18 protein-coding genes and 1 pseudogene are annotated in these 22,773 nt (G+C 54.7%); 10 read left to right on the top strand and 9 right to left on the bottom strand.

From position 1 onward, the window contains the following. Positions 1-3: 3 nt before the first annotated feature. The 6 genes and pseudogenes from C4520_03210 to C4520_03185 all read right to left on the bottom strand — a co-directional run bounded on the left by C4520_03210 (position 4) and on the right by C4520_03185 (position 5,509). On the bottom strand, positions 4-1,134 hold the full coding sequence (locus C4520_03210; GenBank protein ID RJP24915.1) for an ABC transporter permease: 1,131 nt from the start codon (positions 1,132-1,134) through the stop codon (positions 4-6). After that, positions 1,131-2,102 carry an ABC transporter ATP-binding protein gene (locus C4520_03205; GenBank protein ID RJP24914.1) on the bottom strand — a complete coding sequence of 324 codons (972 nt, stop codon included), beginning with the start codon at positions 2,100-2,102 and terminating at the stop codon, positions 1,131-1,133. The genes C4520_03210 and C4520_03205 overlap by 4 nt, the downstream gene beginning before the upstream one ends. Next, positions 2,099-3,031 (bottom strand): ABC transporter ATP-binding protein, encoded by a 933-nt coding sequence (locus C4520_03200; GenBank protein ID RJP24913.1) that lies wholly within the window; start codon positions 3,029-3,031, stop codon positions 2,099-2,101. Before C4520_03200 ends, C4520_03205 begins: the two co-directional genes overlap by 4 nt. Positions 3,032-3,034: 3 nt before the next feature. After that, positions 3,035-4,189, bottom strand: coding sequence for an HlyD family efflux transporter periplasmic adaptor subunit (locus tag C4520_03195; protein ID RJP24912.1), 1,155 nt, complete (start codon positions 4,187-4,189; stop codon positions 3,035-3,037). A gap of 139 nt (positions 4,190-4,328) precedes the next feature. Further along, positions 4,329-4,874, bottom strand: a pseudogene (locus C4520_03190) (hypothetical protein). A gap of 29 nt (positions 4,875-4,903) precedes the next feature. Then, positions 4,904-5,509, bottom strand: coding sequence for a TetR/AcrR family transcriptional regulator (locus C4520_03185; protein RJP24911.1), 606 nt, complete (start codon positions 5,507-5,509; stop codon positions 4,904-4,906). A 193-nt stretch (positions 5,510-5,702) separates the two neighbouring features. Here C4520_03185 and C4520_03180 point away from each other — a divergent pair, with 193 nt between their 5' ends. Together C4520_03180 and C4520_03175 are read left to right on the top strand one after the other, a co-directional pair. Continuing rightward, entirely contained in the window at positions 5,703-7,799 is a 2,097-nt protein-coding gene (locus tag C4520_03180) for a hypothetical protein (protein RJP24910.1), read from the top strand. A 397-nt stretch (positions 7,800-8,196) separates the two neighbouring features. Beyond that, positions 8,197-9,714 (top strand): lysylphosphatidylglycerol synthetase family protein, encoded by a 1,518-nt coding sequence (locus C4520_03175; protein ID RJP24909.1) that lies wholly within the window; start codon positions 8,197-8,199, stop codon positions 9,712-9,714. 16 nt (positions 9,715-9,730) lie between these two features. On the opposite strand, the gene C4520_03170 is transcribed toward C4520_03175, so the two are convergent. Both C4520_03170 and C4520_03165 read right to left on the bottom strand, forming a co-directional pair. Next, positions 9,731-11,083 carry a long-chain-acyl-CoA synthetase gene (locus C4520_03170; protein ID RJP24908.1) on the bottom strand — a complete coding sequence of 451 codons (1,353 nt, stop codon included), beginning with the start codon at positions 11,081-11,083 and terminating at the stop codon, positions 9,731-9,733. After that, a complete protein-coding gene (locus tag C4520_03165) occupies positions 10,984-11,631 on the bottom strand; it encodes a hypothetical protein (protein ID RJP24907.1) in 648 nt (215 codons plus the stop codon). Before C4520_03165 ends, C4520_03170 begins: the two co-directional genes overlap by 100 nt. Before the next feature lie 188 nt (positions 11,632-11,819). Between C4520_03165 and C4520_03160 the strand changes: the two genes are divergently transcribed. The 6 genes from C4520_03160 to C4520_03135 all read left to right on the top strand — a co-directional run bounded on the left by C4520_03160 (position 11,820) and on the right by C4520_03135 (position 19,734). Continuing rightward, positions 11,820-14,435 carry a hypothetical protein gene (locus C4520_03160; GenBank protein RJP24906.1) on the top strand — a complete coding sequence of 872 codons (2,616 nt, stop codon included), beginning with the start codon at positions 11,820-11,822 and terminating at the stop codon, positions 14,433-14,435. Between the two features lie 203 nt (positions 14,436-14,638). Next, positions 14,639-15,598 carry a glycyl-radical enzyme activating protein gene (locus C4520_03155; GenBank protein ID RJP24905.1) on the top strand — a complete coding sequence of 320 codons (960 nt, stop codon included), beginning with the start codon at positions 14,639-14,641 and terminating at the stop codon, positions 15,596-15,598. Positions 15,599-15,861: 263 nt separating this feature from the next. Further along, positions 15,862-17,070, top strand: a complete 1,209-nt coding sequence (locus tag C4520_03150; protein ID RJP24904.1) for a thiolase family protein — start codon at positions 15,862-15,864, stop codon at positions 17,068-17,070. A 53-nt stretch (positions 17,071-17,123) separates the two neighbouring features. Next, a complete protein-coding gene (locus C4520_03145) occupies positions 17,124-17,993 on the top strand; it encodes a hypothetical protein (protein RJP24903.1) in 870 nt (289 codons plus the stop codon). A gap of 61 nt (positions 17,994-18,054) precedes the next feature. Next, positions 18,055-18,621 (top strand): nitroreductase family protein, encoded by a 567-nt coding sequence (locus tag C4520_03140; protein RJP24902.1) that lies wholly within the window; start codon positions 18,055-18,057, stop codon positions 18,619-18,621. Between the two features lie 24 nt (positions 18,622-18,645). Further along, positions 18,646-19,734, top strand: a complete 1,089-nt coding sequence (locus C4520_03135; protein ID RJP24901.1) for a S58 family peptidase — start codon at positions 18,646-18,648, stop codon at positions 19,732-19,734. Here C4520_03135 and C4520_03130 read toward each other — a convergent pair. Then, positions 19,731-21,353 carry an MFS transporter gene (locus tag C4520_03130; GenBank protein RJP24900.1) on the bottom strand — a complete coding sequence of 541 codons (1,623 nt, stop codon included), beginning with the start codon at positions 21,351-21,353 and terminating at the stop codon, positions 19,731-19,733. The two genes, C4520_03135 and C4520_03130, sit on opposite strands and share 4 nt — an antisense overlap. On the opposite strand from C4520_03130, the gene larA reads away from it, so the two are divergent. Beyond that, positions 21,245-22,594: a nickel-dependent lactate racemase gene (gene larA, locus C4520_03125; GenBank protein ID RJP24921.1), complete on the top strand. Its 1,350-nt coding sequence runs from the start codon at positions 21,245-21,247 to the stop codon at positions 22,592-22,594. The genes C4520_03130 and larA overlap by 109 nt on opposite strands. After that, positions 22,572-22,773: hypothetical protein (locus tag C4520_03120; GenBank protein RJP24899.1), on the top strand; the 202-nt coding region annotated here is incomplete at its 3' end. The genes larA and C4520_03120, both read left to right, overlap by 23 nt.

Below are 22,773 nucleotides of genomic sequence, written 5' to 3'. Positions count from 1 at the left end.
CCGCTACCCCAGTTTCTTTTTCAACTTTAGTTTGCCGAGGGCAAGAATGCCGATCCCGAAGAGCAAGAGCAGGGCAGCCTGGAGCCAGAGAATCTCGAGGCCGATTCCCTTCAGGTAAATGCCTTTCAAGAGGCTGACGAAGTAGCGGGCGGGAACCAGGTGGGTGATGATTTGAACCGCCACCGGCATGTTGCTGATTGCGTACATGAAGCCGGACAGCAGGAACGAGGGCAGGAAGGTGAGCACCATCGCAAGCTGACTGGCCAATAGCTGACTTTTTGTAACGATGCTGATAAGCATCCCCAGACCCAGAGCGCCCGCAAGGAAAATCGCCGCCATCAAGAAAACGAAAGCCGCCGTGCCGCGCAACGGGACCTGGAACAGGAACTCGCCCATCAAGACTGCCAGCGCAACATCCAGCATCCCGATCGAAAAATAAGGAATCAATTTGCCGAGAATCAACTCCTCGGTCCTCACGGGAGTCGAGATTAGGCGCTCCATGCTGCCGCGCTCCCATTCCCTTGCAATGGTCAGCGATGTCATGAGGGCGGCGATTACCATCATAATGACCGCGATCAGCCCCGGGATAATGTAATTTCTCGATTCCAGATCGGGGTTGTACCAGGCACGCGGCCTGAAATCAACAGGAGGAGCGATTTTTCTTCCACCGAATTCAGAGAAGGCGGCGGCCACATCGCCTCCATAATCGAACAGAACGGCATCGGCGTAGCCGATGACTATGGTTGCGGTGTTCGAGTCGCTCCCGTCAACGATAAGCTGAACCGAGGTTTGGCGGCCGCTCTCGATCCCGATCGAGAAACCGGGCGGGATCACAAGCACGATCCCCGCTTTTCCGGAATCAATGTACCGCTCGAGTTCGGCATAGTCATCGATATAGTCTCTGATCGAGAAATAGCGCGAGCCCTGGAATCTGCTGACAAGCTCTCGACTGCTATGCGTTGAGTCCTGATCCCAAACGACCATCGGCACGTTATCAACGTCAAGGGTGAGCGCGTATCCGAAAAGCACGATCAGCAGCATAGGAATCGCTATTCCCATCGCGAGGCTCCTCGGATCGCGGATAACATGGATGAATTCTTTTCTGGCTATCGCGGCGACTCTCATCGTTCTCATCTGCCAACCTCCTGCTGAGGCGGGGCGCTGCGTGCGCCGGCTTCAATGAGAGAAACAAACACGTCCTCGAGCGAGGGCGAAATCTTCTCAATCCGTCTGACGGTAAAGCCGGACTGCGCGAGGCGCTTGCGGATATCCGCGGCTGCGGCTTCACCGTTATCCGCAACGATATGAATGCCTCCCCCGAACAGAGCGGCTTCTTTTATGGAAGGTGCTTTCTCGAGCACGGAGAGCGCTTCCTGCGGCTGATCGCACGACAGATCGAGCACGTCGCCGTTCATATAGTTCCGTTTGAGTTCGCCGGGCGAGCCGGAAGCGATGATCTCACCGCGATAAATAAGCGCCAATCGATTGCAGTATTCGGCTTCATCCATGTAATGAGTGGTTACGAAGACCGTGACGCGCTTCTCTGAGAGGTCGTATATCAGGTCCCAGAACCGGCGGCGGCTGATTGGGTCAACGCCCGAGGTTGGCTCGTCAAGAAACAGGATTGGTGGTTCATGCAGGATGGCGCAGCCCAATGCCAGCCGCTGTTTCCAGCCGCCTGAGAGCACGCCGGTTCTGCTGTTGCGATGTCGAGCAAGCCCCGCCATCTCGATCACCCATTCCTTGCGCGCCTTCTTCTTTGCCGGAGGGATTTTGTAGACGCCGCTGTAAAAGTCGATATTCTCCTCCACCGTAAGATCCTCATAGAGCGAGAATTTCTGGCTCATGTAACCGATGTGCGACTTGATGAGTGCTCTCTGAGTGAAAATGTCGAGGCCGGCGACAGTCCCCTCTCCGCCCGTTGCTTTCAGGATGCCGGTGAGTATTTTTATGGTAGTGGATTTTCCGGCCCCATTCGGCCCGAGAAATCCGAAGATCTCACCTTCCCTAACGTCGAAACTGATCCGGTTGACGGCGGTGAAATCGCCGAATCTTTTTTGCAAATCCTTCACCCGGACGGCTATATCGCTTCTCCCGTTCACCTATCACTCACCCGCTTCCCCGCAAGGATGGTGACGAACACGTCTTCCAACGACGGCTCGACGCGAAAAATTTCGTCTGTCGCTATTCCATGTTTATCGAGGACCGTGCGTGCGTGCGTCGCCGCCGATTCGAAATCGTCGGCAAGCAGATGAATGCGCTCGCCAAACAACTCGACCATTCCCATACCCCCATCCCGTCTGAGCACTTGCGCCGCGACGCGCGGCTGCGGCGCCCGAATCTCGACGAAATCGCCCTGAACAAGTCTTTTCAGTTCGTCAGGCGAACCGGAGGCCACGCTTTGCCCCTGATGCATGAGGACCAGCCGGTTGCAGCGTTCCGCCTCGTCCAGGTATGCGGTCGAAACCAGAATCGTGACGCCCTCCTTCCGCAACTGGTACAGGATGCGCCAGAAGTCGCGCCGCGAGACCGGATCAACTCCGTTTGTGGGTTCATCGAGAAAAAGCACTTTCGGAGTATGCACGAGCGAGCAGGCGAGCCCGAGCTTCTGCTTCATGCCTCCGGACAGATTCCCCGCCAGCCTCTTCGTAAACGGCCCGAGATTGCTGAATGCAAGCAACCGCTCAATCTTCTGCTTGCGCTCTCTGCGGGGCACCTCGTAGATATCGGCGTAAAAGGTGATGTTTTCCATCACGGTCAGGTCCGGATACAAATCAAAGCGCTGCCCCATATATCCGATAATCTCTTTGATCCGCTCCGCTTCTTCAGTTACGTGAAAACCGCCGACCCACGCGTCGCCGGAAGTCGGATCGAGGATCGACGCCAGCATCCGCAAAGTTGTCGTTTTGCCCGCGCCGTCCGGACCGACGAGCCCGAACAGTTCACCTTCTTCAACCGAAAATGTAAGGCCTTGGACGGCGGGGTTGCCGTTGAATTTTTTGCTGAGCGATTGCACTTTAATCGTTTCCATCCGTTACGCTCCGCCCAGCAGAATTTGCGCGTCTGCGGGCATTCCCGGCTTCAACTCGAGTCGAGGGTTCGAGATATCAATCTTTACCCGATAAACAAGCTTGACGCGCTGCTCCTGGGTCTGAATGTTTTTCGGAGTGAACTCTGCCTCGGAAGAGATAAAGGAAATCGTGCCATTATATACTTTGCCTGGATACGTATCGGCGGTCACCCGAACCGATTGTCCCGGCTTTACCCTTCCCAGATCGGTTTCATTGACGTATCCGCGAAGCCAAACGTTCTCCAGATCGCCCACGACGATGATCGGCGATCCCGCGTTCACGTACTCGCCTGGTTCGGCCTGCTCCGAAAGGACAATTCCGGTGAGAGGCGAGCGTAGATTTGTGTAGGCCAGCTTCGTTTCCCTTATGGCAAAAGCCTGCTCCGCCCGCTCGACGCGAGCGCGCGCCTGCTCGATCACTTCGATTCGCGGCCCTTTCTTTACCAGGTTGTACTGCTCGCGGGCTTCAACAAGGGCTGCCTGCGCCGCATCGATCTCCTCCTGCCGCGGCCCTTCTTCAACAAGCTGCATCTGCTCGACGCTTTCCTTAACCCGGGCTTCGGCCATCTCGTATGCGGTTTTGGCAGCGTCAAACTCTCTATCCGAAGAGATGCCATTCTCATAAAGGTATTCCTGGCGAGCGAAATCCGATTTAAGGCGAGCCGCCTCGGCGCGGGCGCGATCCACGACTGCCCGCGCCGCGGCTATCTCCTGCCTCCGTGATCCGGCAATCAACGCGGCCAGATTTGCCTCAGCCTTGTTAACGGCGGCTTCCGCCTTTGCTATCTCTTCCGGACGAGAACCGGCTTCAAGTTCGGCAAGAGCGGCTCGCGCGGAGGCTAGTTCAGCCCTGTACATGGCCGCCTCCTGCAACAACTCCGTTTGCTCGAGGCGAGCCACCGGTTGATCCCGTCCAATCATCTCCCCCTCGGACACCAGGCGCTCTTCAAGACGACCCGCTATTTTGAAGCTTGCGGCTATGTCGGTCGCCTCTATATTTCCCGAAATTCGGATCGCATTCTCTTCTTCTTCCCGAAACGGGATAAAGCTGATGGCAACGACGGAGCCAATTGACACCAGCACCAGCAATATCAGCACTCTTATTTTCTTCGTTCTCATGGGTCCCTCTTGTGAATACATATTCACTTCTTAACCAAAAACCAAAACCGGTTTAAGAAATCTGGAGCGTTCAATGAGCGTGGCCGCGATCCTTGGGCGCCGCCACATGATGGGCCGCTGCAGTCGCATCGTTATGAAGGCGTTCGGCGTAATGAACGAATTCCACATATGCCTTTACATATTCTCTTCCTGCGGCAACGCTCTCGCCCGCATGCTGCTTCGCCTCATGATCGCGATGGAATCGGTGACGAATGCCCTCGGCCGAATCCCGCTGTACCATGTTCAACAAACCGTCAACTTCTCCTGTTTCCAGCGCGCGGTCGGCTGCGGCGACGGCAGGCTCGAGTTCCTGTCCTGCCGGTTTAAGGCCGGTATACGGCTCTCCCTCGCTCGCACGGTGGACCCGCACCAGGGTCTCGAAAAAATACCTATCGGCGAGATCGCGCGCTTGGGGGGAAAGTTCCCGCACGGCAAGCGTCTGTTGAAAGGCCCCCCTGATTTCAGATTCCTGTTCCGGCGCCACCCATTTCAGCACCGGCGTCACGTCGCCCTTCTGCAGCGCCGCTTGAGCATCAATTACCACGGGGCCATCCATCGTGTCGCAATGAGCAAACCCGATGCTTGAGCGGATGAAAAGAAGACCGGCTGCGAGAAGACTCACATAGACAATTTGTAGCGGTTTCATTTTTTTCCTCCTTTTGCAGGGCCGCGGCCCTACCGGCCCGTCCGGACTATCATTTCGCTGAAGATATTCCACGCTTTTTCTGAATGTCGCGTCACATCGAACTCTCCGTCGCTCATGTTCCACAGGATCGCCGCCGGCTGAATCAGCCCCAGGAACATGATTGAAACGGTTTCCGGATTCAGCTCCGAACGAAAAACATTTTGCGCCTGCCCCTCGCGCACGATTTCCTCAATCTTGTGCAGATACCGGCGAATCATCCCGTACACCCGGGCTTTGCGGGCAGGTTTCCCACCAAACAGGTCCTCGGAAAAGATCACCCGCAACACGCCCTGGTTCTCGCGGATGAACTTGATGTGCAGTCGCAGGAGAAGCTGCAGGCGCTCGGGCGCGCTGGGCTGCTCGCGCCGCGCAACGTCCACATTCTCCAGCAGGCGCTGCTCGATCATGGCAAGGACGGCGTCAAGTACTTCGTCTTTTCCTCGAAAGTGCCGGTAAAGCGCCGAGGGTACCAAGCCGATTCGGCGGGCAATACGCGCGACATTTAATCCTTTGATCCCGTGCATGGCGATCACGCCGAGTGCGGCCTCGGCTATCTGCTCGCGCCTGATTTCTGTTTTCAGTTTTTCGGATGCCATAGAAGGCTTACCTCATGATGTGAATATCTATTCACATTATAACGCCAATACTCCAACATGTCAATAGACATTCTCGACTTTTTCGCCTTTTCATCTTGACAAATCGCGATTGACGAAGTATACTTTCATTAATGACTGAAGCTTCATTCATTTAAGCACAGCGCAAGCTGGTCGAAAAAAGGGGGGTACACCAGTGAAACGCGTCCTTCTCGCAACTCCAACCACGCCATACCCGCTGCAACCTTGGCATGACACGCCAACGGATATTATGCGCCAGCGGTTCTTCAAGGGCCAGGGGATCTTTACTTTTGAGGCGCACATGCATCTTATTGGTCCTTTCATCATTGCGCAGAATATTTCTGCGCCCGCCACCGTTCTCGATCATCCGACGGTCGAGAACTGGATCGAGGAGATAAAGAAGGGCTATGACATTGTCGGCATTTCAGCGTTGACACCCAGCTTTGAGGGAGTCATGGAGATGTGCCGGGTGGTCCGAAAATACTCGCCGAAGAGCGAGATCGTTCTGGGCGGATTCCTCGCGCAGAGCGTCGGGGCGTATTATCCGCAGGAGGAATGGAAAAAGCTTGCGGACCACCTGGTGCTCGGGGACGGCATCCGCTGGTTCAGGGAGCGTCTCGGCGATGATGTGAAGGCGCCGGTTCGCCAGCATTATTTGCCGCGCTGCGCGATGGGCAGTCCGTGGTGGATCGACCGCTGGCCTCCCGGCGATACAACGGCGATGATAGCTGCTCTCGGCTGCAATCGAGGATGCGATTTTTGCACGACCACGACTTTGTTTGGCGGACAACGCCACACAATGGTTAGTCCGCAGGAGTTAAAGAACGAGATCAAGATGTGGCAGAACCGGCTGCCGGGCACAAACATCATTATTTATGAAGAGGATCAGGACAAAAATTTTATCAACGAGGTGGGGCGCCTGCTCCGCGCGGATCCGGAGATTGATTTCTCGACGTTCAGCATCACCATCCTCATCAGTATCAATACGCTCTCGTTGTACAACGACCTTGATGAGATGGCCCACAACAACGTGAAGAGCATGTTTATTGGGCTGGAATCGAAGTTTGCTCCCGACCAAGGGTACGGCAAGCGTGCGGGCGACGCCAAACAGATCCTCCACAATTTGTATGCGCGTGGCATCGGCACAATGATCGGCTGGATGGCCGGATTCGATTTTCACACGCGCGAGATACTCGAGGAGGACTTCCAGTACCTGCTCGAGTGCGAGCCGACGGCGGCTCAGCTCACGCGGGTTACCCCCTACCCCGGCACTCCGCTCTACAAGCGCCTGAAGGAGGAAGGCCGGGTAAAACCGTTCAAGTGGGAAGACGTCAGCTTCTACGGCGGCGGCATGATCCACAAGCATCTGTACGAGCACGAGATCATGGAGTTCATCCGGCAGGGTGACGAGCGCCTGCTCCAGACGTGGGGCCCGACTCTTCTCCGGTTCCTCAAGGTTCATTTCAACGGCTATGAGCGGTATCGGAAGTACGACGACAAGCATTTCCGGCAGATCGCGGAGTTCCATCGCCAGAAGGCATTTCAAGGCTATGTGATGATCCCTGCCATGGAGCGGTTCGCCCCGAACGGACGCGTTCGCAAGATGGTGAAGGAGATGGAGCAGCGCTGGAAACAGCATTTCGGGGAGCCCTCGAGTTTCATGAGGACCCAGGCGAAATACACAGAGATGAAGGCGGCCTACGCATTTCTAAAAGACAAGGTCGATCCGGTCAACCGTCACATCCGCATTCCGCCCGCAAAGAGATACTACTTCTTTGGCAAAGACATCAAGGACGACGGCAGTCTTCCTTACGCAAAAGAGTATCTGAATGAAGACCCCAGGTACATTCGCGACATGAAGATACAGGACGCCGAAATGGCCCTGCTCGGCGTAGCCCATGCCGCCACGCAGGTGCTCGATTATCCTGAGTCGAAACTGCATGAGACGGTGTCCGATCTTCGGCGCGACGCTTCTTCGATCCTGAAGTCGCTGGCCGATCATCTCAGGCAGCCGAGAGTCGATGTGCCGGCAATGCTTTCGGAAGCGGGAGCCGGATTAACGGCACTGCTTGCGAAAGCCGTCGAGGCCGGCGAGGACCCGGAGAACGAGATCGATTTCAGCGTGCAGAATGCAAAGGAAAAACTGGCCGTGCTGCTCGATTATTATGCGCAAGGTTTGGAAGGAGGCAACGGCCTGAAAGAGCTGCTTACGCATCCGGCGGTGGCCGGTTTCGCAAAGGATATACTGGAAGCGGTAACGGCCGTCGTCTAGATTATCGAAGAAACGTTGGACGCCCGCGATTGAGGGCGTCCTTTTTTTATTTTGCGGAAGCAGGCTTTTCTTTTCCTCGCTCGGCCCTCCCCCACTCCAAGTGCGAGTTTATTTTCACATTTCAAAGGACCATGACGGGCGTATAGTATGGATTCTCGTTTTCTCGCGGGAACGGCAAAAAAGGGATTTTATATGAGTAATTTTGAAGAAAAGTTTTGGACAAATTGAAAGCAAATCCCATAATCTCGCAACAAACAACAGCCTTTTAAACCATGACCATGGTCAACGAGAAATGAATTTTGAAGCGATAATGCAGTTGTGTTTTCATGCGAATTGTGGGATAATAAAATAGATTTTCCGTCGAACTTTCTTCATTTAGCATGGAGTTTTCCGCGGGATGAGTGTTCAAAAGAACATACTCCGGGGCGCAGGGGCTATAGCAAGCCTGGTTATATTTGCGGCGGCTGTTTCGGTGCTGCGGCATGAGCTGGCGTCTTATAGCCTTATGGAGATAATCAACAATCTGGCGGCTTTCCCGGTCGCTCGAATTTTGTCAGCTTTGGGAGTTGCCGTCTTAAGCGTCGGCGGAGTAATGGCATATGATTTCCTGGCGCTGCGGTATCTCGAGCGTTCGGTGTCCCGGCTGAAGACCTTGATGGCCTCATTTCTTGCGTTCGCGATGAGCAACAATTTGGGCTGCTCCTTCATTGCGGGAAACTCTATGCGATATCGGCTTTATTCGGGATGGGGCTTATCTACTATCGAGATAGCCAAAATTGCTTTTTTCTGCCTTGTCAGTTCGGCGTTGGGGCTTTTCGCTTTAGCCGGCTTGATCCTCCTGATCAATCCCGAGATACTTGCCAGTCTGGTACCGTTTCCCTTCCAATACCTTCGGCCGCTGGGAATGGTCTTGATTTTGCTGCCGGTAACATACGTGGCGCTGAGCGGAGGAAGGAAGCGATGTTTCAGCATTTTCGGACGGGAGCTTGATCTGCCGCCGCTTCGGCTGTCGGTCGCGCAATTACTTTTCTCTCTGCTGAACTGGAGCACAGCCGCCGCAATCCTCTACCTGCTTCTGCCTCGTGCTGAGGGACTAACGTTTTTCGCGTTCTTGGCGATATTTGTTGTTTCTCAGGAGGCGGGGCTATTGAGTCAGGTGCCTGGCGGCCTTGGAGTTTTCGAATCGATCATGCTCGTTTTCCTGTCTCCATTCCTGGAAGGTTCGACCGTAGCAGAGGCTTTGGTAATTTATCGGATCATTTATTATGTGCTTCCTCTCAGCCTTGGCGTTGCGGTGCTTGCCACTCAGGAGGTTTATCGGAAAAGGGAGCAGATTAGATGGATTCAGCATACGGCCTCGACCAAGCTGCTGAAGGGATGTGCGGTTGCGGCCGGTCGTTTGCAGGGAGCGCGCCTGCCGATTCCGTCACCGTCTGGAATACCCGCGCCAGTGCGTCCATTTGTCTTGCGTGATGTCCTGTCCACATCGTTGACGAGGCGGTATGCCAGCAACATTTTGTTAATTGTTTTTGGCGGGTTCCTTCTCTTCTTCAGTGCTGTTCCTACTCTTGAGGGACCTCTAGGGGTCCTGCACAGCAACATTCCCCTGCCGTTGCTGAGCGTCTCTCAGTTTATGCTCGGGCTGGTGAGCATCGGACTGCTCCTTCTTGCATTCGGGATGAATAAACGTCAGGATGCCGCGTATGTGGTAACACTGGCTCTGCTCGCGACCGCCCTTGCTTTCTCGCTTTTCAGCGGCGAGCATGCCGGAAGGGCCGTGGCGGTTTCCATTGCAATGGGAATGGTTTTGCCTTCTCGCCGCCACTTCCACAAGCAAACTTCCTTTGGCAGCCGAACCCTGAGTTGGGGACCGTGTGTTGCGGTCTTCGCAGTTTTCATCTGTTCATTTATCTAGTCGTTCCCGCCGTTGATCAGAACTTATATCTGCCCTGAGCAATTTCCTCATGGATTTGCTTCGTCAGCGGCTGAAAAGCATGCGAGCCCGGGAGCAGCACATAGAGCGGGTCACTTATTCTTTCGGGATCGAATCCTTCTTTCTTGGCGTCCACCTTTTTTATTTTGTGTGTCGGCGTATATTCGAAGTCGGTTTTGAAGCGCAGGAAAAGTGGAACGGCATAGGCCGGCAAAGCTTTGCGGAAATGCACCGCCAGTCGTTCGAAATCGAACGACTCCACTTCGGTTCGCGGGATGAGGGCCAGCATGCCGGCGCGGCCGTCGCCGCCCGGCATGGCGACCCCGTAGCACGATGACATGGCGATATGAGGAAATGTGTCAGCGATTTTCTCGACTTCGGTGGTGGACACATTCTCTCCCTTCCAACGGAACGTATCTCCCAGCCGGTCGACAAATTGAATGTGCTTAAAGCCGATATTCCGCACCATATCTCCCGTATTGAACCAGACATCTCCCCTTTCAAAAACATCCCGGAATATCTTGGCCTCGGTCGCATCCTTGCTCGTATAACCGGCAAACGGTGAAAACTCCGTTATTTTGCCGAGTAAAAGCCCCGATTCTCCCTTCGCCACCTCTTGCATGAATCCGTTGTGATCGCGCGCCGGCTCGTCCACATCCACATCATACTTCACAATGGCAAAGGGCATGACACAGGTTCCGACCGTGCAGTCGAAGTTCAGCATGTTGATAAAGAAAAGGTTCGATTCGGCCGCGCCATAGATCTCGTAAACTTTCGAGATGTTGAAGCGGCGCTTGAACTCTTTCCAGATATCCGGCCGCAGGCCGTTTCCGATGATGGTCCGCAACGAGTGCCGCCGGTCGTCTGCTTTTGGAGGCTGATTGAACAGGTAACGGCAACACTCGCCGACGTAGCAGAAGATGGTGACATTGAATTTACGAACATCGTCCCAGAACCTGCTTGCGCTGAATTTGCTGCGGATTGCGAGGGCCGCCCCATTTACAAACACGCACGGCCAGCTCAAAGCAAGGGCATTCGTGTGAAAGAACGGCAGTGGGACGTACATCGTATCATGCGGCTGAATATTCAGCACTATTTTGCCGTTAAAATACATCCCGCTGATAACGCGCCTGTGGGTGATTACCGCCGCTTTCGGCATGCCGCCGGTCGTTCCCGAGGTAAAGACATACGCGAGGGTATCGGCGGATTTCACACTGGCAGTGGTCGGCGGATTTTCGGCGGGAGAATCCTTCATGGCGTCCGCCAGGTTGATAAAGCCGTGTGGAGCGGCTTCGTCCTCCGGTCTTCGACAAAGTATAACTTTTGACTTGCATCCAGTTTCAGGCTCGATTTGATCTCGAGGAAAGCTCCAATGACCTCTTCACCCACCATGAAGGCCTTCGCCGGATTCACCGTCAGGCAATGCCGAAGCGAGTCCGAGCGGAGATTGGTGTTTATCATACAATTTATCGCGCCAATTTTTGCGATCGCGCTGTAAACAATGACTAATGCGGGCCGGTTCTCAAGAAAAAGAGCGACGATGTCGCCTTTGCGCAGTCCCTGCGATAGAAGATAGTTTGCACAGCGATTGACGGCTTCATTGTACTCGCGATACGTGAGAACCGCTTCGTCGGATTTTACGGCCACATTCGAGGGAAATTTGGCCGCGTTCTCCTCAAGCAAGAGCCCCCACGATTCACGGTTCTCGGCGCCGATCCTCTTGATGTGTTTGATCGTCTGCAAGATCTTGGGAAGCCGCGGCAACATCCGCGCCTGAGCCCGAGCATACTGCGAGAGCGTAATCAGTTGCCTGTCGGAGAACGAAGCGTTGTCCATCTTAATCTCCTGTACGAATCGCCCCATCGTGAACGGATTCGGTCCCCATCCGCAATTCGTCAAGCTATTTCTGGGATAGTAGTGTTTGCAATGCGATCAAGCGAGGGTAGAATATCATTTCTTAAAAAAGATGTCTAATGGACCGCGACGGCTTAAACACCATTAAAAACGAGTTTCACAGAATCTGTGAAATGTAGAAGACGCTCGGGTGTTATATTTTCTTGCATGAAGAACGCAGAAGTAGTACATTAATGCCAAAAGGTCAACCGTCAAATTTCGGGAATCGATTCATGAAAATTCGAGATAACGCCAGCGAAAGAATCAAGCGGATACGGAAGAGATATCTCGATGGGATAGCATGGATTTCTATCGAGCGCGCCAAGTATTACACCGAGAGTTGGCGCGAAACGGAAAAGGCAGGTTTGCCACTCGATATCCGCGTTGCGCTCGCGATGAAAAACGTGTTTAAGAAGATGACCCACTACGTGGATCCGGACGACCGCCTCGCCGGCGCGTGGACGGAGTTTTTCCTCGGGACACCGATCGACATCGAGCGGGGCTTGTTCAACAATGTGCTTCGCGTCGAGCTCGACAGGCTCGCCATGCTGGCGCATCAGGTGAAGACGAACGCGCGCTTCGCCGCATTCATGCTGCGAAAACACGGGCCGCTGGGTTTTTACCACACCCTGCGCGAGACCCGCGCGGTCGGCGCTGCAATGCCGAGTATCGGACTCAAAACGATGGACGAGCGGAAGATCAACCCGTACTCGATCCGGCCGCAGGACAAGGAGTACCTGCTGAAGGAACTGCTGCCGTACTGGAAGGACCGCGACATCGCTTCGCGCCTGGCGCGGGAGACTGACCGGGCCGGCCTGTTTTCGGGCGATATGAAAGCATTCGCCGCCGCTCTGCCCGCCACGACTTCGAGGATGTATACGTTTGTCTCCACCGGCGCGGTCGTCGGCACGTATCAGGGCCATCTCGTGCTCGATTACGAGCAGGCGCTTCGGCGGGGTCTTCTCGCGATGCGCGAGGACGCGCGACAGGCGGCCTCTGAGAATCGGCTCACCGAGCAGGAAAAGAATTTTCAGCAATCGGTCGAGATCGCGTTCGACGGCGTCATTATGTTTGCACAACGGTTAACCCAAAAGATCGAAGAGGATATTGGAAACGTTGTCGATCCGGAGTGGAAGGCAGTGCTATCAGAAATGCTGGAAGTGTGCAGCAGGGTGCCGCTCAATCCGGCGACAAGTCTTCGGGAGGCGATCCAGTCGTTCTGGACGGTAAAGGTTGCCACGGAACTGGCCAACATCACGAACGTGCATTCAGCCGGGCGGCTCGACCAGGTGTTCTTCCCGTACTACCGGAGCGACCTGGAGGCGGGCCTGATCACGCCCGCGGAGGCGCGCGAACTGTTCGAAGAATTGCTTCTCAAGATCATGACGCACAACATGCGGCCGGAATCGAACTTCATCGGCGACTTTTACCAGAGGTACGAGGGCTCGGCGCCGGTAACGCTTGGCGGGCTGAAGCGCGATGGAACTGATGCCACGAACGATTTGACGTATCTGTTCATCGAGGCTGCCGACCGCTCGAAGAGCGCAGTCAATGTTGTCGTCCGCTTCCATAAAAATTCGCCCGAAGAATTGTATCTGGCGGTCGCGGACGTGCTCTATCACGGCACGTCGAGCGTTTCGCTCATGAACGACGATATCTGTGTCGACGCCATGAGGCGGCGCGGATTCAGCCTCGAGGATGCAAATGATTACTCCATCACCGGGTGCGTGGACCTGCTCGCCTCGGGAAAGACCGGCGGCATCGGGTTTGCCGCCATCCTTCTGAGCCGTGTGCTCGATATCACGCTCCGCAACGGCGATTCGCGCACGCTGGTGGGCACGGTGAAAGACGCCGGAATCAAGACCGGCGACCCTGACGGTTTCGCCTCATTCGATCAGTTAGTGGATGCGTTTGTCGCACAGGCCGCGAACATGATCAAGGTGATCGTTGACGCCTCGAATTTCCGCGACCGGTTTTTCGCGGAGAACCTGCCCGCGCCGTACATATCCGCCTTTATGCAGGGCTGCCTCGAAAACAGGAAAGATGTCACCCGCGGCGGCGCAGTGTATGATCTGTCCGGCATCCTGTTCATGAACAGCATTGCCAATGTGATCGATTCGCTACACGTCATTAAGAAGCTCGTTTTTGAGGAGAAGCGATTCACCTTCGCCGAATTGCTGCGGGCGATCGACTTGAACTTTGCCGGCTACGAAGATATTCACCGGATGATCAAGTCGGTCGAAGGCAAATGGGGGAACGGAAACGCGGAGTCGGATGAGCTTGCGCGACAGGTGACGACGCGCCTGTTCGAAGAGACTTACAAACATCGCAGTTACAAAAACGGGGCTTTCGTCCCTTTCATCAACAGCATGACGTCGCACACTTACGACGGCCGCATCTCGATAGCCACGCCCGACGGCCGGAAAGCGGCCATGCCGTTTGCCGCAAGCTGCAATCCATACAATGTGGATAGATGCGGGCCGACCGGTGTTTTGCGCTCGGTCGCGCGGCTGGATTTCAAGCATATCCTCGGGTGCGCGGTAAACGTCAGGCTCCATCCTTCCGCCATCGGCAAGGGCGAGGAAAGCCGCCGCAAATGGGCAGCGCTCGTGCGCACATATTTTGGACTTGGCGGCATGCAGATACAGCCGACGGTCGCTTCGACCGAAATGCTTCGCGAAGCGCAACAGAATCCCGAGGAATACCGCAGTCTCATCGTGAAGGTCGGCGGATACAGCACCTATTTCGTCGATCTCGGCAAAGAAATCCAGAACGAGATAATCGCTCGTTCGGAGCACGGCGGTGGATGACAAGATCCTCTATCGGCATATTTCACACGTCTTGACAGGGGCAGAGCCGCAATCAGATCCCCCCTCACCCAAACCCTCTCCCTCAAGGGAGAGGGATCAGGCGCAAATATGAGAACAATCGGCTGCAACTGAAAACCTACGGGTTCTTGTATCCTCTCCCTGAGGGAGAGGACTAAGGTGAGGGGGAAAGAACTGGCATATTCATGATTAGAAAAGCTAATATCAAGAATCACGACAAACATCTGACAGAAGAGATGACAGGCATTGTTTTCGACATACAGTACTATGCCATCTATGACGGGCCCGGTATCCGCACGTGCATTTTTCTGAAAGGCTGTCCTTTGAGATGCGCCTGGTGCCAGAATCCGGAGTCGCAGGACCCTAACCCGCAGATGTCGTGGTTCGCCGAGCGGTGCGCGCGCTGCCAGCGGTGCATCGAATCGTGTCCGTCAGGCGCGCTAAGTATGAAAAATAACTCCATAATTCGAGACCATGACCGCTGCACTGCGTGCGGCGCGTGCGAGCAGACGTGCGCCAATGGTGCGATGGAACGAATCGGAAAAAGCCTGTCGGCAGGCCAGGTAGTGGAAATGGCGGCTGCCGATAATGCCTTCTATACGGCCTCGGGGGGAGGCGTTACCTTCTCGGGCGGCGAGCCCACGTTCCAGCCTGAATTCCTCCGAGCGCTCCTTGAACAGTCGAGAAAAGAGAATATTCATACCGCTCTCGAAACCTGCGGTCATTTCTCGCCGAAATTTCTGCCAGACCTGCTTGAACTGGTGGACCTGTTTCTTTTCGACATCAAGCACGTCGACAGCAGCATTCATGAAAGATTAATCGGCGCACCGAATCAGCAAATACTGGAAAATTTCTCTCGTATTCTTTCTTTCGCAGGGACGGAGAGAATAATTCCTCGGATCCCGCTCATTCCCGGCTTCAACGTGGATTCAGATTCGATCTCCCAGTTCATCGAGTACTTCGATCGGGTCAACTTTCGTGGCCAGGTCCACCTCATGCCTTACAACAGGCTGGCAAAAACGAAATGGGAAAAAATCGGAAAGGGTGCTTTATACCGGGATATGGGGGCGCTGAGCGACGAGATGTTGAACACGACCATTCAACGTTTCGAAGATTGCGGATTTGCGGTTATCTGCAACTCATAAAGATCAAGCCTCCCACTTAATACTCGCCTCTCAATTTCAGTCTCTTCGAAAGCTGGCATACGTCTATATGACAACAACCATCAGTGGATCCGAATCGGGATTTGCCCGGGGATGGTTGCTTTCCGCGCAAAACGAATGGTATTATGGCGAGCGACCTTTTGATCAAAGTGGGGTGAAGAGGCATAGGCGTGATGCAGAGAAGATGAAACCTGCATCTGTAGCAGAAAAACAATAGATATCAGGCAACATGAAGGGAGCGAGTAATGGCTGCAAGAGAAGTCGTGTTTGTTGACGGTGTGCGCACCGCCTTTGGTCGCATGGGCGGAACGATCCGGGATATTTTCGCGTCCAAGCTGGCCGGTATCGGCATTAAAGGCCTGCTCGACAAAACGAAAATCGTCGAAAAAGCTCATGTGGATTGTGTGTTCCTCGGGTCGGCTGCCGGTTGTTCGCATTCAAATAATCCCGCGCGTTGGGCGACGCTTTATTCCGGCCTTGATTACAAGACCTCTGCCTCGTACGTCGAAATGCAGTGCGGGTCCGGCATTGATTGCATAAACCACGCGGCTTGGAAAATTCTGGCGAACCACGCCGACGTCGTCATTGCCGGCGGCATGGAATCTTACTCGCAGATGGTAGCCAAGTTTTCCATGGCGGTCCAGCCCTATCGCCTGAATGCGCCCATGCCCATCCGGCAAGGGCTTTCTCCGGTTCCCGAAGAATGCATCGGAATGGGCGAGACGGCCGAGAATCTGCAGGTTACGTACAAGATTCCGCGTGAGGCCTCGGATGAATTCGCGTATAACAGTCAGATGCGCGCAAAGGCCGCAATGGAGGCCGGCTATTTCGATGAGGAGATCGTTCCCGTCGTCATTCCGGGGACCAGAAAGAGTCCCGATATAATTTTCAACGTGGACGAACATCCACGCCCGGATACTACGCTCGCGGGACTGGCGAAGCTCCCGCCCGCCTTCAGGAAGGACGGCACCGTAACCGCCGGTAACGCCTCCGGCCGCAATGACGGCTCCGCCTTTGTGCTGATGATGACCGCCGAAAAAGCCAAAGAGCTTGGCTACGAGCCGATGGCGAAGTGGATTTGCGGGTACGACTATGGCGTCGATCCGAAAATCATGGGCATCGCCCCCGGCTATGCGATGCCAATGGCTATCAAGCGCGCGGGACTGAAGCTGTCGGATATGGATGTCATGGAATGCAATGAAGCTTTTGCCGTTCAGAATCTCGCAGTCATCAAGGAAGTCGAAAGCCAGACCGGCGAAAAAGTTGACATGAAGAAGTGGAATCCGAACGGCGGCGCTATCGCATTCGGACATCCAAATGGCGCTTCCGGTCCGCGGATCGGCATGTTCACCATGCGTGAGTTGATCCGTCGCGGCGGAAGATACGGCATCTTCGCGTCATGCTGCGGCGGAGGACTCGGAGTGGCGACTGTTATAGAGAACCTGAAAATGTGATTCAATAACTGCTGGCTGCCTTTTTTCACAAATTCTAGAGGACACGAAGCGCAATGATGAATCCCATATGTAAGATGCTCGGATCAAAACATCCCATCATTCAAGGAGCGATGGCGAACATATCCAATCCGGAATTGGTGGCGGCGGTTTCCGAGGCCGGCGGATACGGATTGCTCGCAAGCGGCTCCGTTTCAGGAATTGATGAACTGCAGGAGCAGATGGAGTCCGTACGAAAACTGACAAGCAAACCATTTGGCGTGAACCTGATGGCAAGGAATCCCAAATCGAAGGAGTATGTCGACGTCATCGCCGATTTTGGCATCCGGGCGGTGACAACCTCGGCCGGTTCTCCAAATGAGCTGGCGCCTCTTCTCCGCGGCCGGGGAATCAAGATGATACATGTTGTGCCGAATGCCGCACTTGCAAAGAAGGCGGAAGCCGCCGGCGCCGACGCCGTGGTCGCCGAGGGAATGGAATCCGGCGGACTGCAGGGCAACAACGGCGTTACCACCATGGTGCTCATACCGGCAGTCGTGGACGCGGTCAAGATTCCTGTAGTTGCCGCCGGCGGAATAGCGGACAGGCGAGGCTATCGCGCAGCTTTTGCGCTGGGGGCACAGGGGGTACAGGTAGGAACCGCATTCATGACTTCGAGAGAGTGCATCATCCAGGAATCCTTCAAACACTTGATGATTCGGTCGCTTGAAACCGACACAGCGCTAGTGGGAAGAGGACGCGTATTCAGCCGGGCGATCCGCACGCCGTATGTTGCGAATCTGTTGGGAGAAGAATACAAGGGAGACCTGCACGATATCGCCAAAGAAGGCGAAGTCTCCAACGTGATGATTTCGGCCGGGCAATGCGTCGGCCTTCTCAAGCGGATCAGAAGTGTAAAGGAAATCATCGAAGAAATGGTTGCATGATCCGGATTGCTGGCCGGGACGCGTTAAGTAAGCACCTGCAATTACACTATGGAGATATCTGATGCCGGAATTTTTTGACGTATTGTATGGGCGCCGGTCGATTCGTTTGTATAAAGATGAGCCGCTGTCGAGAGAGACGATTGAGGCCTTATTAATCGATGCCACCCAGGCGGCCACGGCCAGCAACCTGCAGCCGTGGGAATTTGTCATAGTGACCGATAAAGCTTTCATGAAGAAAATATCGGACAGTTGCAAGCGTAAAATGCTCAGGATTCTCGAGGCCGATCCGGACAACTATCTTAAACGCTACGAAGCGTCCCTGAGAAATCTGGATCTGAATATCTTTTATAATGCGCCGTGCGTAATATACATAGTGGCTCCGCGCTCGGCGCCGCTTGCCACCTTTGATTGCTCGATGGCGGCGGGGAACCTGATGCTTTCGGCCCGCGCGCGCGGTTTCGGAAGCTGCTGGATCGGACTCGGGGCTGATCCGGATGACGATGTGCGGGAACAGCTGGATATTCCAAAAGATTACCGCATTGTTGCTCCAATTGTTGTTGGAACGCCTGATCACGAGCCGCAAGCACCGCCAAGGAAAGCGCCGGCAATCAGAAAAGTCATAGATTAACCAGAAGGGAGCAGGATGAAATAAATGGAAAGATGCCGTGCAAGGGATTATGGTTTGGAATTTGGCGACCTGCCTGTCGGCACACAAAACGCGATTACCGATGTTCCGGGAGTCAAAGTGGGACATTGCTCGACTTGGAAGGGTGACGGCGAATTGCATATTGGGCACGGGCCAATCCGCACCGGCATCACCGCGATTGTTCCGGCGCCGGACGACCTGTTCACTTCTAAAGTGCAGGCGGCTGTTCATTTCATCAACGGGTTCGGTAAGAGCATGGGGTTAATGCAAATTGCCGAAGTCGGCACAATCGAGACACCGATCCTCATAACGAATACTCTGAACGTGGGGAGGGTTGCTGATGGGCTCCTCGATTACCTTATCCGGGACAAGGGGCTGAGGGCACCGTCAATCAATCCAGTGGTGCTCGAATGCAACGATTATTTTCTGAGCGACATATGGGGCCGGCATCTGGCGAAGGCCGAAGTGGTGGAGGCTCTGGAGAGTGCTGCCGGCGGACGCGTTCAGGAAGGTTCTATTGGTGCGGGTACCGGAACAGCGGCTTACGGTTACAAGGGCGGAGTTGGCACTTCGTCGCGGCTGATCTCATTTGAAAAGAACAGATTTGTGCTCGGTGCTTTAGTTGTGACCAACATGGGCAGGAAAGAGCAATTGGTGATAAAGGGTGTGCCGGCGGGAAAGCTGCTCCAGGAGTATGATCCTCCGCGCGAGCTGGGAGGTTCAATCATTTTTATTCTGGCCACCGACGCGCCGCTATCGGTAAACCAACTGCGCCGCCTGGCGGTTCGGGCTACGCATGGGCTCGCCCGGACTGGCGCTTCTTCGAACCACACCAGCGGAGACGTCGTGGTGGCTTTTTCAACGGCACGCCGGATTCCCGCGGCGGCCGATCAACCGGTTATTACTCTTCCTGAGCTGGTCGAACAGACCTTCATCGATTCTTTCTTTATAGCCGCCGCGGATGCGGTCGAGGAAGCAATCCTGAACGCGATGTTCATGGCCGAAACGGTGATAGGCCGCGACGGCAATACTCTCCAAGCGCTCCCGCTCAGGAAGGTGCGCGAATTGCTGCAAGCCCGCGGCGTTATCAATTAGGCAACATCCGCCTTATCAAGCCGGCCGGAAGCAATCGCCCCCACCTCGAACTGTTCCTTTGCTTTCGCCATGTGAATGCAATAGGCGCCGAGGAGCGTCATCGCGATCAGCAAGATGAACCCGCCCGTGTAGGAGCCGCTCGAATCATACATATAGCCGACGATCACCGGCCCAATGGCGGCGCCGAGAATCGAGAACAACGTCGCCAATCCGAAGATTGAGCCAAAGCTCCGCAGGCCATGACAGTCGGCTGTGACCAGCGGGGTGAGCGTGAGCGGTGCGCCCTGCGGGAATCCGAAAACAAAGACGAATAACAGGACCACCCATACGGGGGAAGCAAACAGTAGGATTCCGATGCCGATAGCGGTCATGACGGCGCTGAACGTGAATGTCTGTCGTGCTCCCCATCGGTCGGCGCAAAAGCCGGAGGCTACCTTGCCAAGCGTCATGAACCCCATCGATAACCCGTAAGCTGTCGCCGCGAAGAGAGGAGAATGCCCTACGTCGGTAAGAAAAGGAATGCAGTGGACCCCGATGGAATTCGCCATTCCCGTAGTCAAGAGCATGTTGGCGGCAATGAACCAGAACGAGGCAGTCCCTATCGCCTGCTTGAGCGTATGTCCTGTCAACGGCTGGTCGGACGCCGCATGGGAGGGCTTGCCGTCGGGCAAGAGGTTCATCTCAGACGGGCGCGTGCGAATGATAAACAGGACGAGCGGGATGGATGACAGCATCACAACGATTCCGAGAATGAGGTAGGAATCGCGCCACCCGAATTTCTGCAAGAGGAGCGCATTTATGGGATTCATTATCATTCCGCCGGCGCTTGTTCCCATGAACGCCGTACCCATTGCGATGCCGCGCTTCTGGTTGAACCAGTTGGCGATTACCAGGGATACCGGAATAGTAGTGGCGGCGGAAAGTCCAAGTCCTATAAGAATGAACAGCAGATAAAAATGCCAGATCATGGTTGCCCAACAAAGAACAACCATTCCCAATCCGCAGCAGAGACAGCCGGAAAGCATCGTCTTCGGCGCTCCGAAGCGGTCGATCATTCTCCCCACAAAAGGAGCCCCAAAGGCCATCGCGAGCGCCCCAGCTGCAAGCGCCATGCTGAATTCGCCGCGACCCCAGCCCATGCCCTCGGAAACCGGCTTCACGAACACTCCGAATGTGTTAATGATTACGCCGTGCAAGGAGAATAGAATCACGAAACATGCGGCAACGACGAACCAGCCGTAGAAGACCTTGTTCATGTATTTCACAGGAAAGATCCCCCCCTTGAACAGAAAACAAGTGCGATTATCATACAGACGCCAGAGCAAAGCGTCAATAGCAAAATAGCGGCGCTCAAGCCGCCGGGTCGAGAAAACGGAAAGGGAATTGCAAAATCGTTGACATTCCTCTTGATAGAAAATATAATGAAGATACACGTGAAACTTTATTATTAGAGAAGCAATATCGACGACAAGAGATATCGCTGTTGTCTCTTGTTTTTTTTTGGCAGGAGATGGACGCACGTACCCTTCATCTGGCATATGGGCGAACAGCGTTTGAGGCGATCGCCAGCCGCGGGGAGATTCCCCAAAAACTGTCCCCGTGTTTCCCGAAACCGGCAAGAGACATTCGACACCTCGTGCAGCAAAGTCTGTTGCGCCCGATTGATTCAGTCCCGGTAAAGAACCTGGTTTCTGCCGGAGAGAGAGCCGTCATAATAATTTCCGACAGCACGCGCGCGAGCGCCAGCGACGTGATCCTGCCGATTCTGGTGGAACAGTTGAATTCCGCAGGCATACCGGATGATAACATAGATATTGTTGTGGCTCTGGGGATACATCGGCCTCAGACGGAAGAGGAAAAGCGGACGCTGACTGGCCGTTCCATCTTCGACAGAATCAGAGTTTTCAATCATGATGCATATGATTCTAAAAATCTGGTCTCGATCGGAACGACTTCCCGAGGGACACCGGTCTCGATAAGCAGGATTGTCGCAGAGGCGGACAGGATTATCACGGTCGGCTCGGTTGTTCCCCATTATTTCGCCGGTTTCGGCGGAGGCCGAAAAAGCATTATGCCAGGCATCTGTTCGCATGAGGCGAACCTGCGCAGTCATTTTCTCGTATTCGATAAAGTCCGCGGCAGGAATCCGAGCGCAAAAACAGCCCAGCTGGCAGGGAATCCGGTTCACGAAGATATGCTGGAGGCGGCGGAAATGATTGCGCCCGATTTCACTATTAATTCAGTGTTGACGCCGGAAAAGGAACTGTGCGCAGTGTTTGCCGGCGAGCTCGTGAGGGCTCATCAGGAAGCCTGTGCTTCTTACCTGCAACATTTCAGCACAGTCGTGAGCACGGCCGGCGACCTTACAATCGTTGATTGCGGCGGCCATCCGAAAGACATCAATTTCATCCAGGCCCACAAGGCGATTCAAAGCGCATATTCGATCACGAGGCGCGGCGGGTGGATGATAGTCCTGGCCGAATGCCCCGAGGGCTTCGGCTATCCGGGCTTCGTTGACTGGTTCAGGTATAATAGTATAGGGGAATTTGAGCGTGCCCTGCGGCGTAATTATGAAATCTACGGCCAGACCGCCTATGCGATGTACGAGAAAGCGACGTCGGTCAATATTGTTCTTGTTTCTGATCTTGCACCGCAGTTGGTCGAGCGCATGAGCATGCATGCCGCCCCCACGTTCGACGAGGCATATGCTCTTGCAGCCGGGAATTTAGGTGAGGATTTCACCACATACGTTATTCCCGCCTCGTCGGCTTCTCTTTTTCATACAAGAGCGGAGCACGAAGAGGCGGTGATCTCGGTGAAACGGTACAGGAATGGGAATGGAGAAAAAAACGTTTCATAGACTCGAAATAGACGAGCGCAAGAATGCAGTCCTGTCGATGGACGCGGCATACGTTCCCGTGGTAGGCCAGAAGGAATATGTTCTGCTGTCCCATTATATCGATCTTCTGAATTCACTTGCGACGCAACAGGATCTGGAGTCCTTCGAGGCAACCGTTCATCTTTATGGATATTTTTCCG

The organism is Candidatus Abyssobacteria bacterium SURF_5, assembly GCA_003598085.1.
In the GTDB taxonomy this organism is placed as follows: domain Bacteria; phylum Abyssobacteria; class SURF-5; order SURF-5; family SURF-5; genus SURF-5.
This window is presented reverse-complemented; position numbering and strand designations above follow the sequence as displayed.

Excerpts from the sequence above, each read along its gene's own strand:
- C4520_03145 (RJP24903.1), top strand. The coding sequence starts at position 17,124 with ATGATGAATCCCATATGTAAGATGCTCGGATCAAAACATCCCATCATT.
- larA (RJP24921.1), top strand. The coding sequence starts at position 21,245 with ATGGACGCACGTACCCTTCATCTGGCATATGGGCGAACAGCGTTTGAG.
- C4520_03155 (RJP24905.1), top strand. The coding sequence starts at position 14,639 with ATGATTAGAAAAGCTAATATCAAGAATCACGACAAACATCTGACAGAA.
- C4520_03160 (RJP24906.1), top strand. The coding sequence starts at position 11,820 with ATGCCAAAAGGTCAACCGTCAAATTTCGGGAATCGATTCATGAAAATT.
- C4520_03210 (RJP24915.1), bottom strand. The coding sequence starts at position 1,134 with ATGAGAACGATGAGAGTCGCCGCGATAGCCAGAAAAGAATTCATCCAT.
- C4520_03150 (RJP24904.1), top strand. The coding sequence starts at position 15,862 with ATGGCTGCAAGAGAAGTCGTGTTTGTTGACGGTGTGCGCACCGCCTTT.
- C4520_03195 (RJP24912.1), bottom strand. The coding sequence starts at position 4,189 with ATGAGAACGAAGAAAATAAGAGTGCTGATATTGCTGGTGCTGGTGTCA.
- C4520_03140 (RJP24902.1), top strand. The coding sequence starts at position 18,055 with ATGCCGGAATTTTTTGACGTATTGTATGGGCGCCGGTCGATTCGTTTG.
- C4520_03175 (RJP24909.1), top strand. The coding sequence starts at position 8,197 with ATGAGTGTTCAAAAGAACATACTCCGGGGCGCAGGGGCTATAGCAAGC.
- C4520_03200 (RJP24913.1), bottom strand. The coding sequence starts at position 3,031 with ATGGAAACGATTAAAGTGCAATCGCTCAGCAAAAAATTCAACGGCAAC.
- C4520_03185 (RJP24911.1), bottom strand. The coding sequence starts at position 5,509 with ATGGCATCCGAAAAACTGAAAACAGAAATCAGGCGCGAGCAGATAGCC.
- C4520_03135 (RJP24901.1), top strand. The coding sequence starts at position 18,646 with ATGGAAAGATGCCGTGCAAGGGATTATGGTTTGGAATTTGGCGACCTG.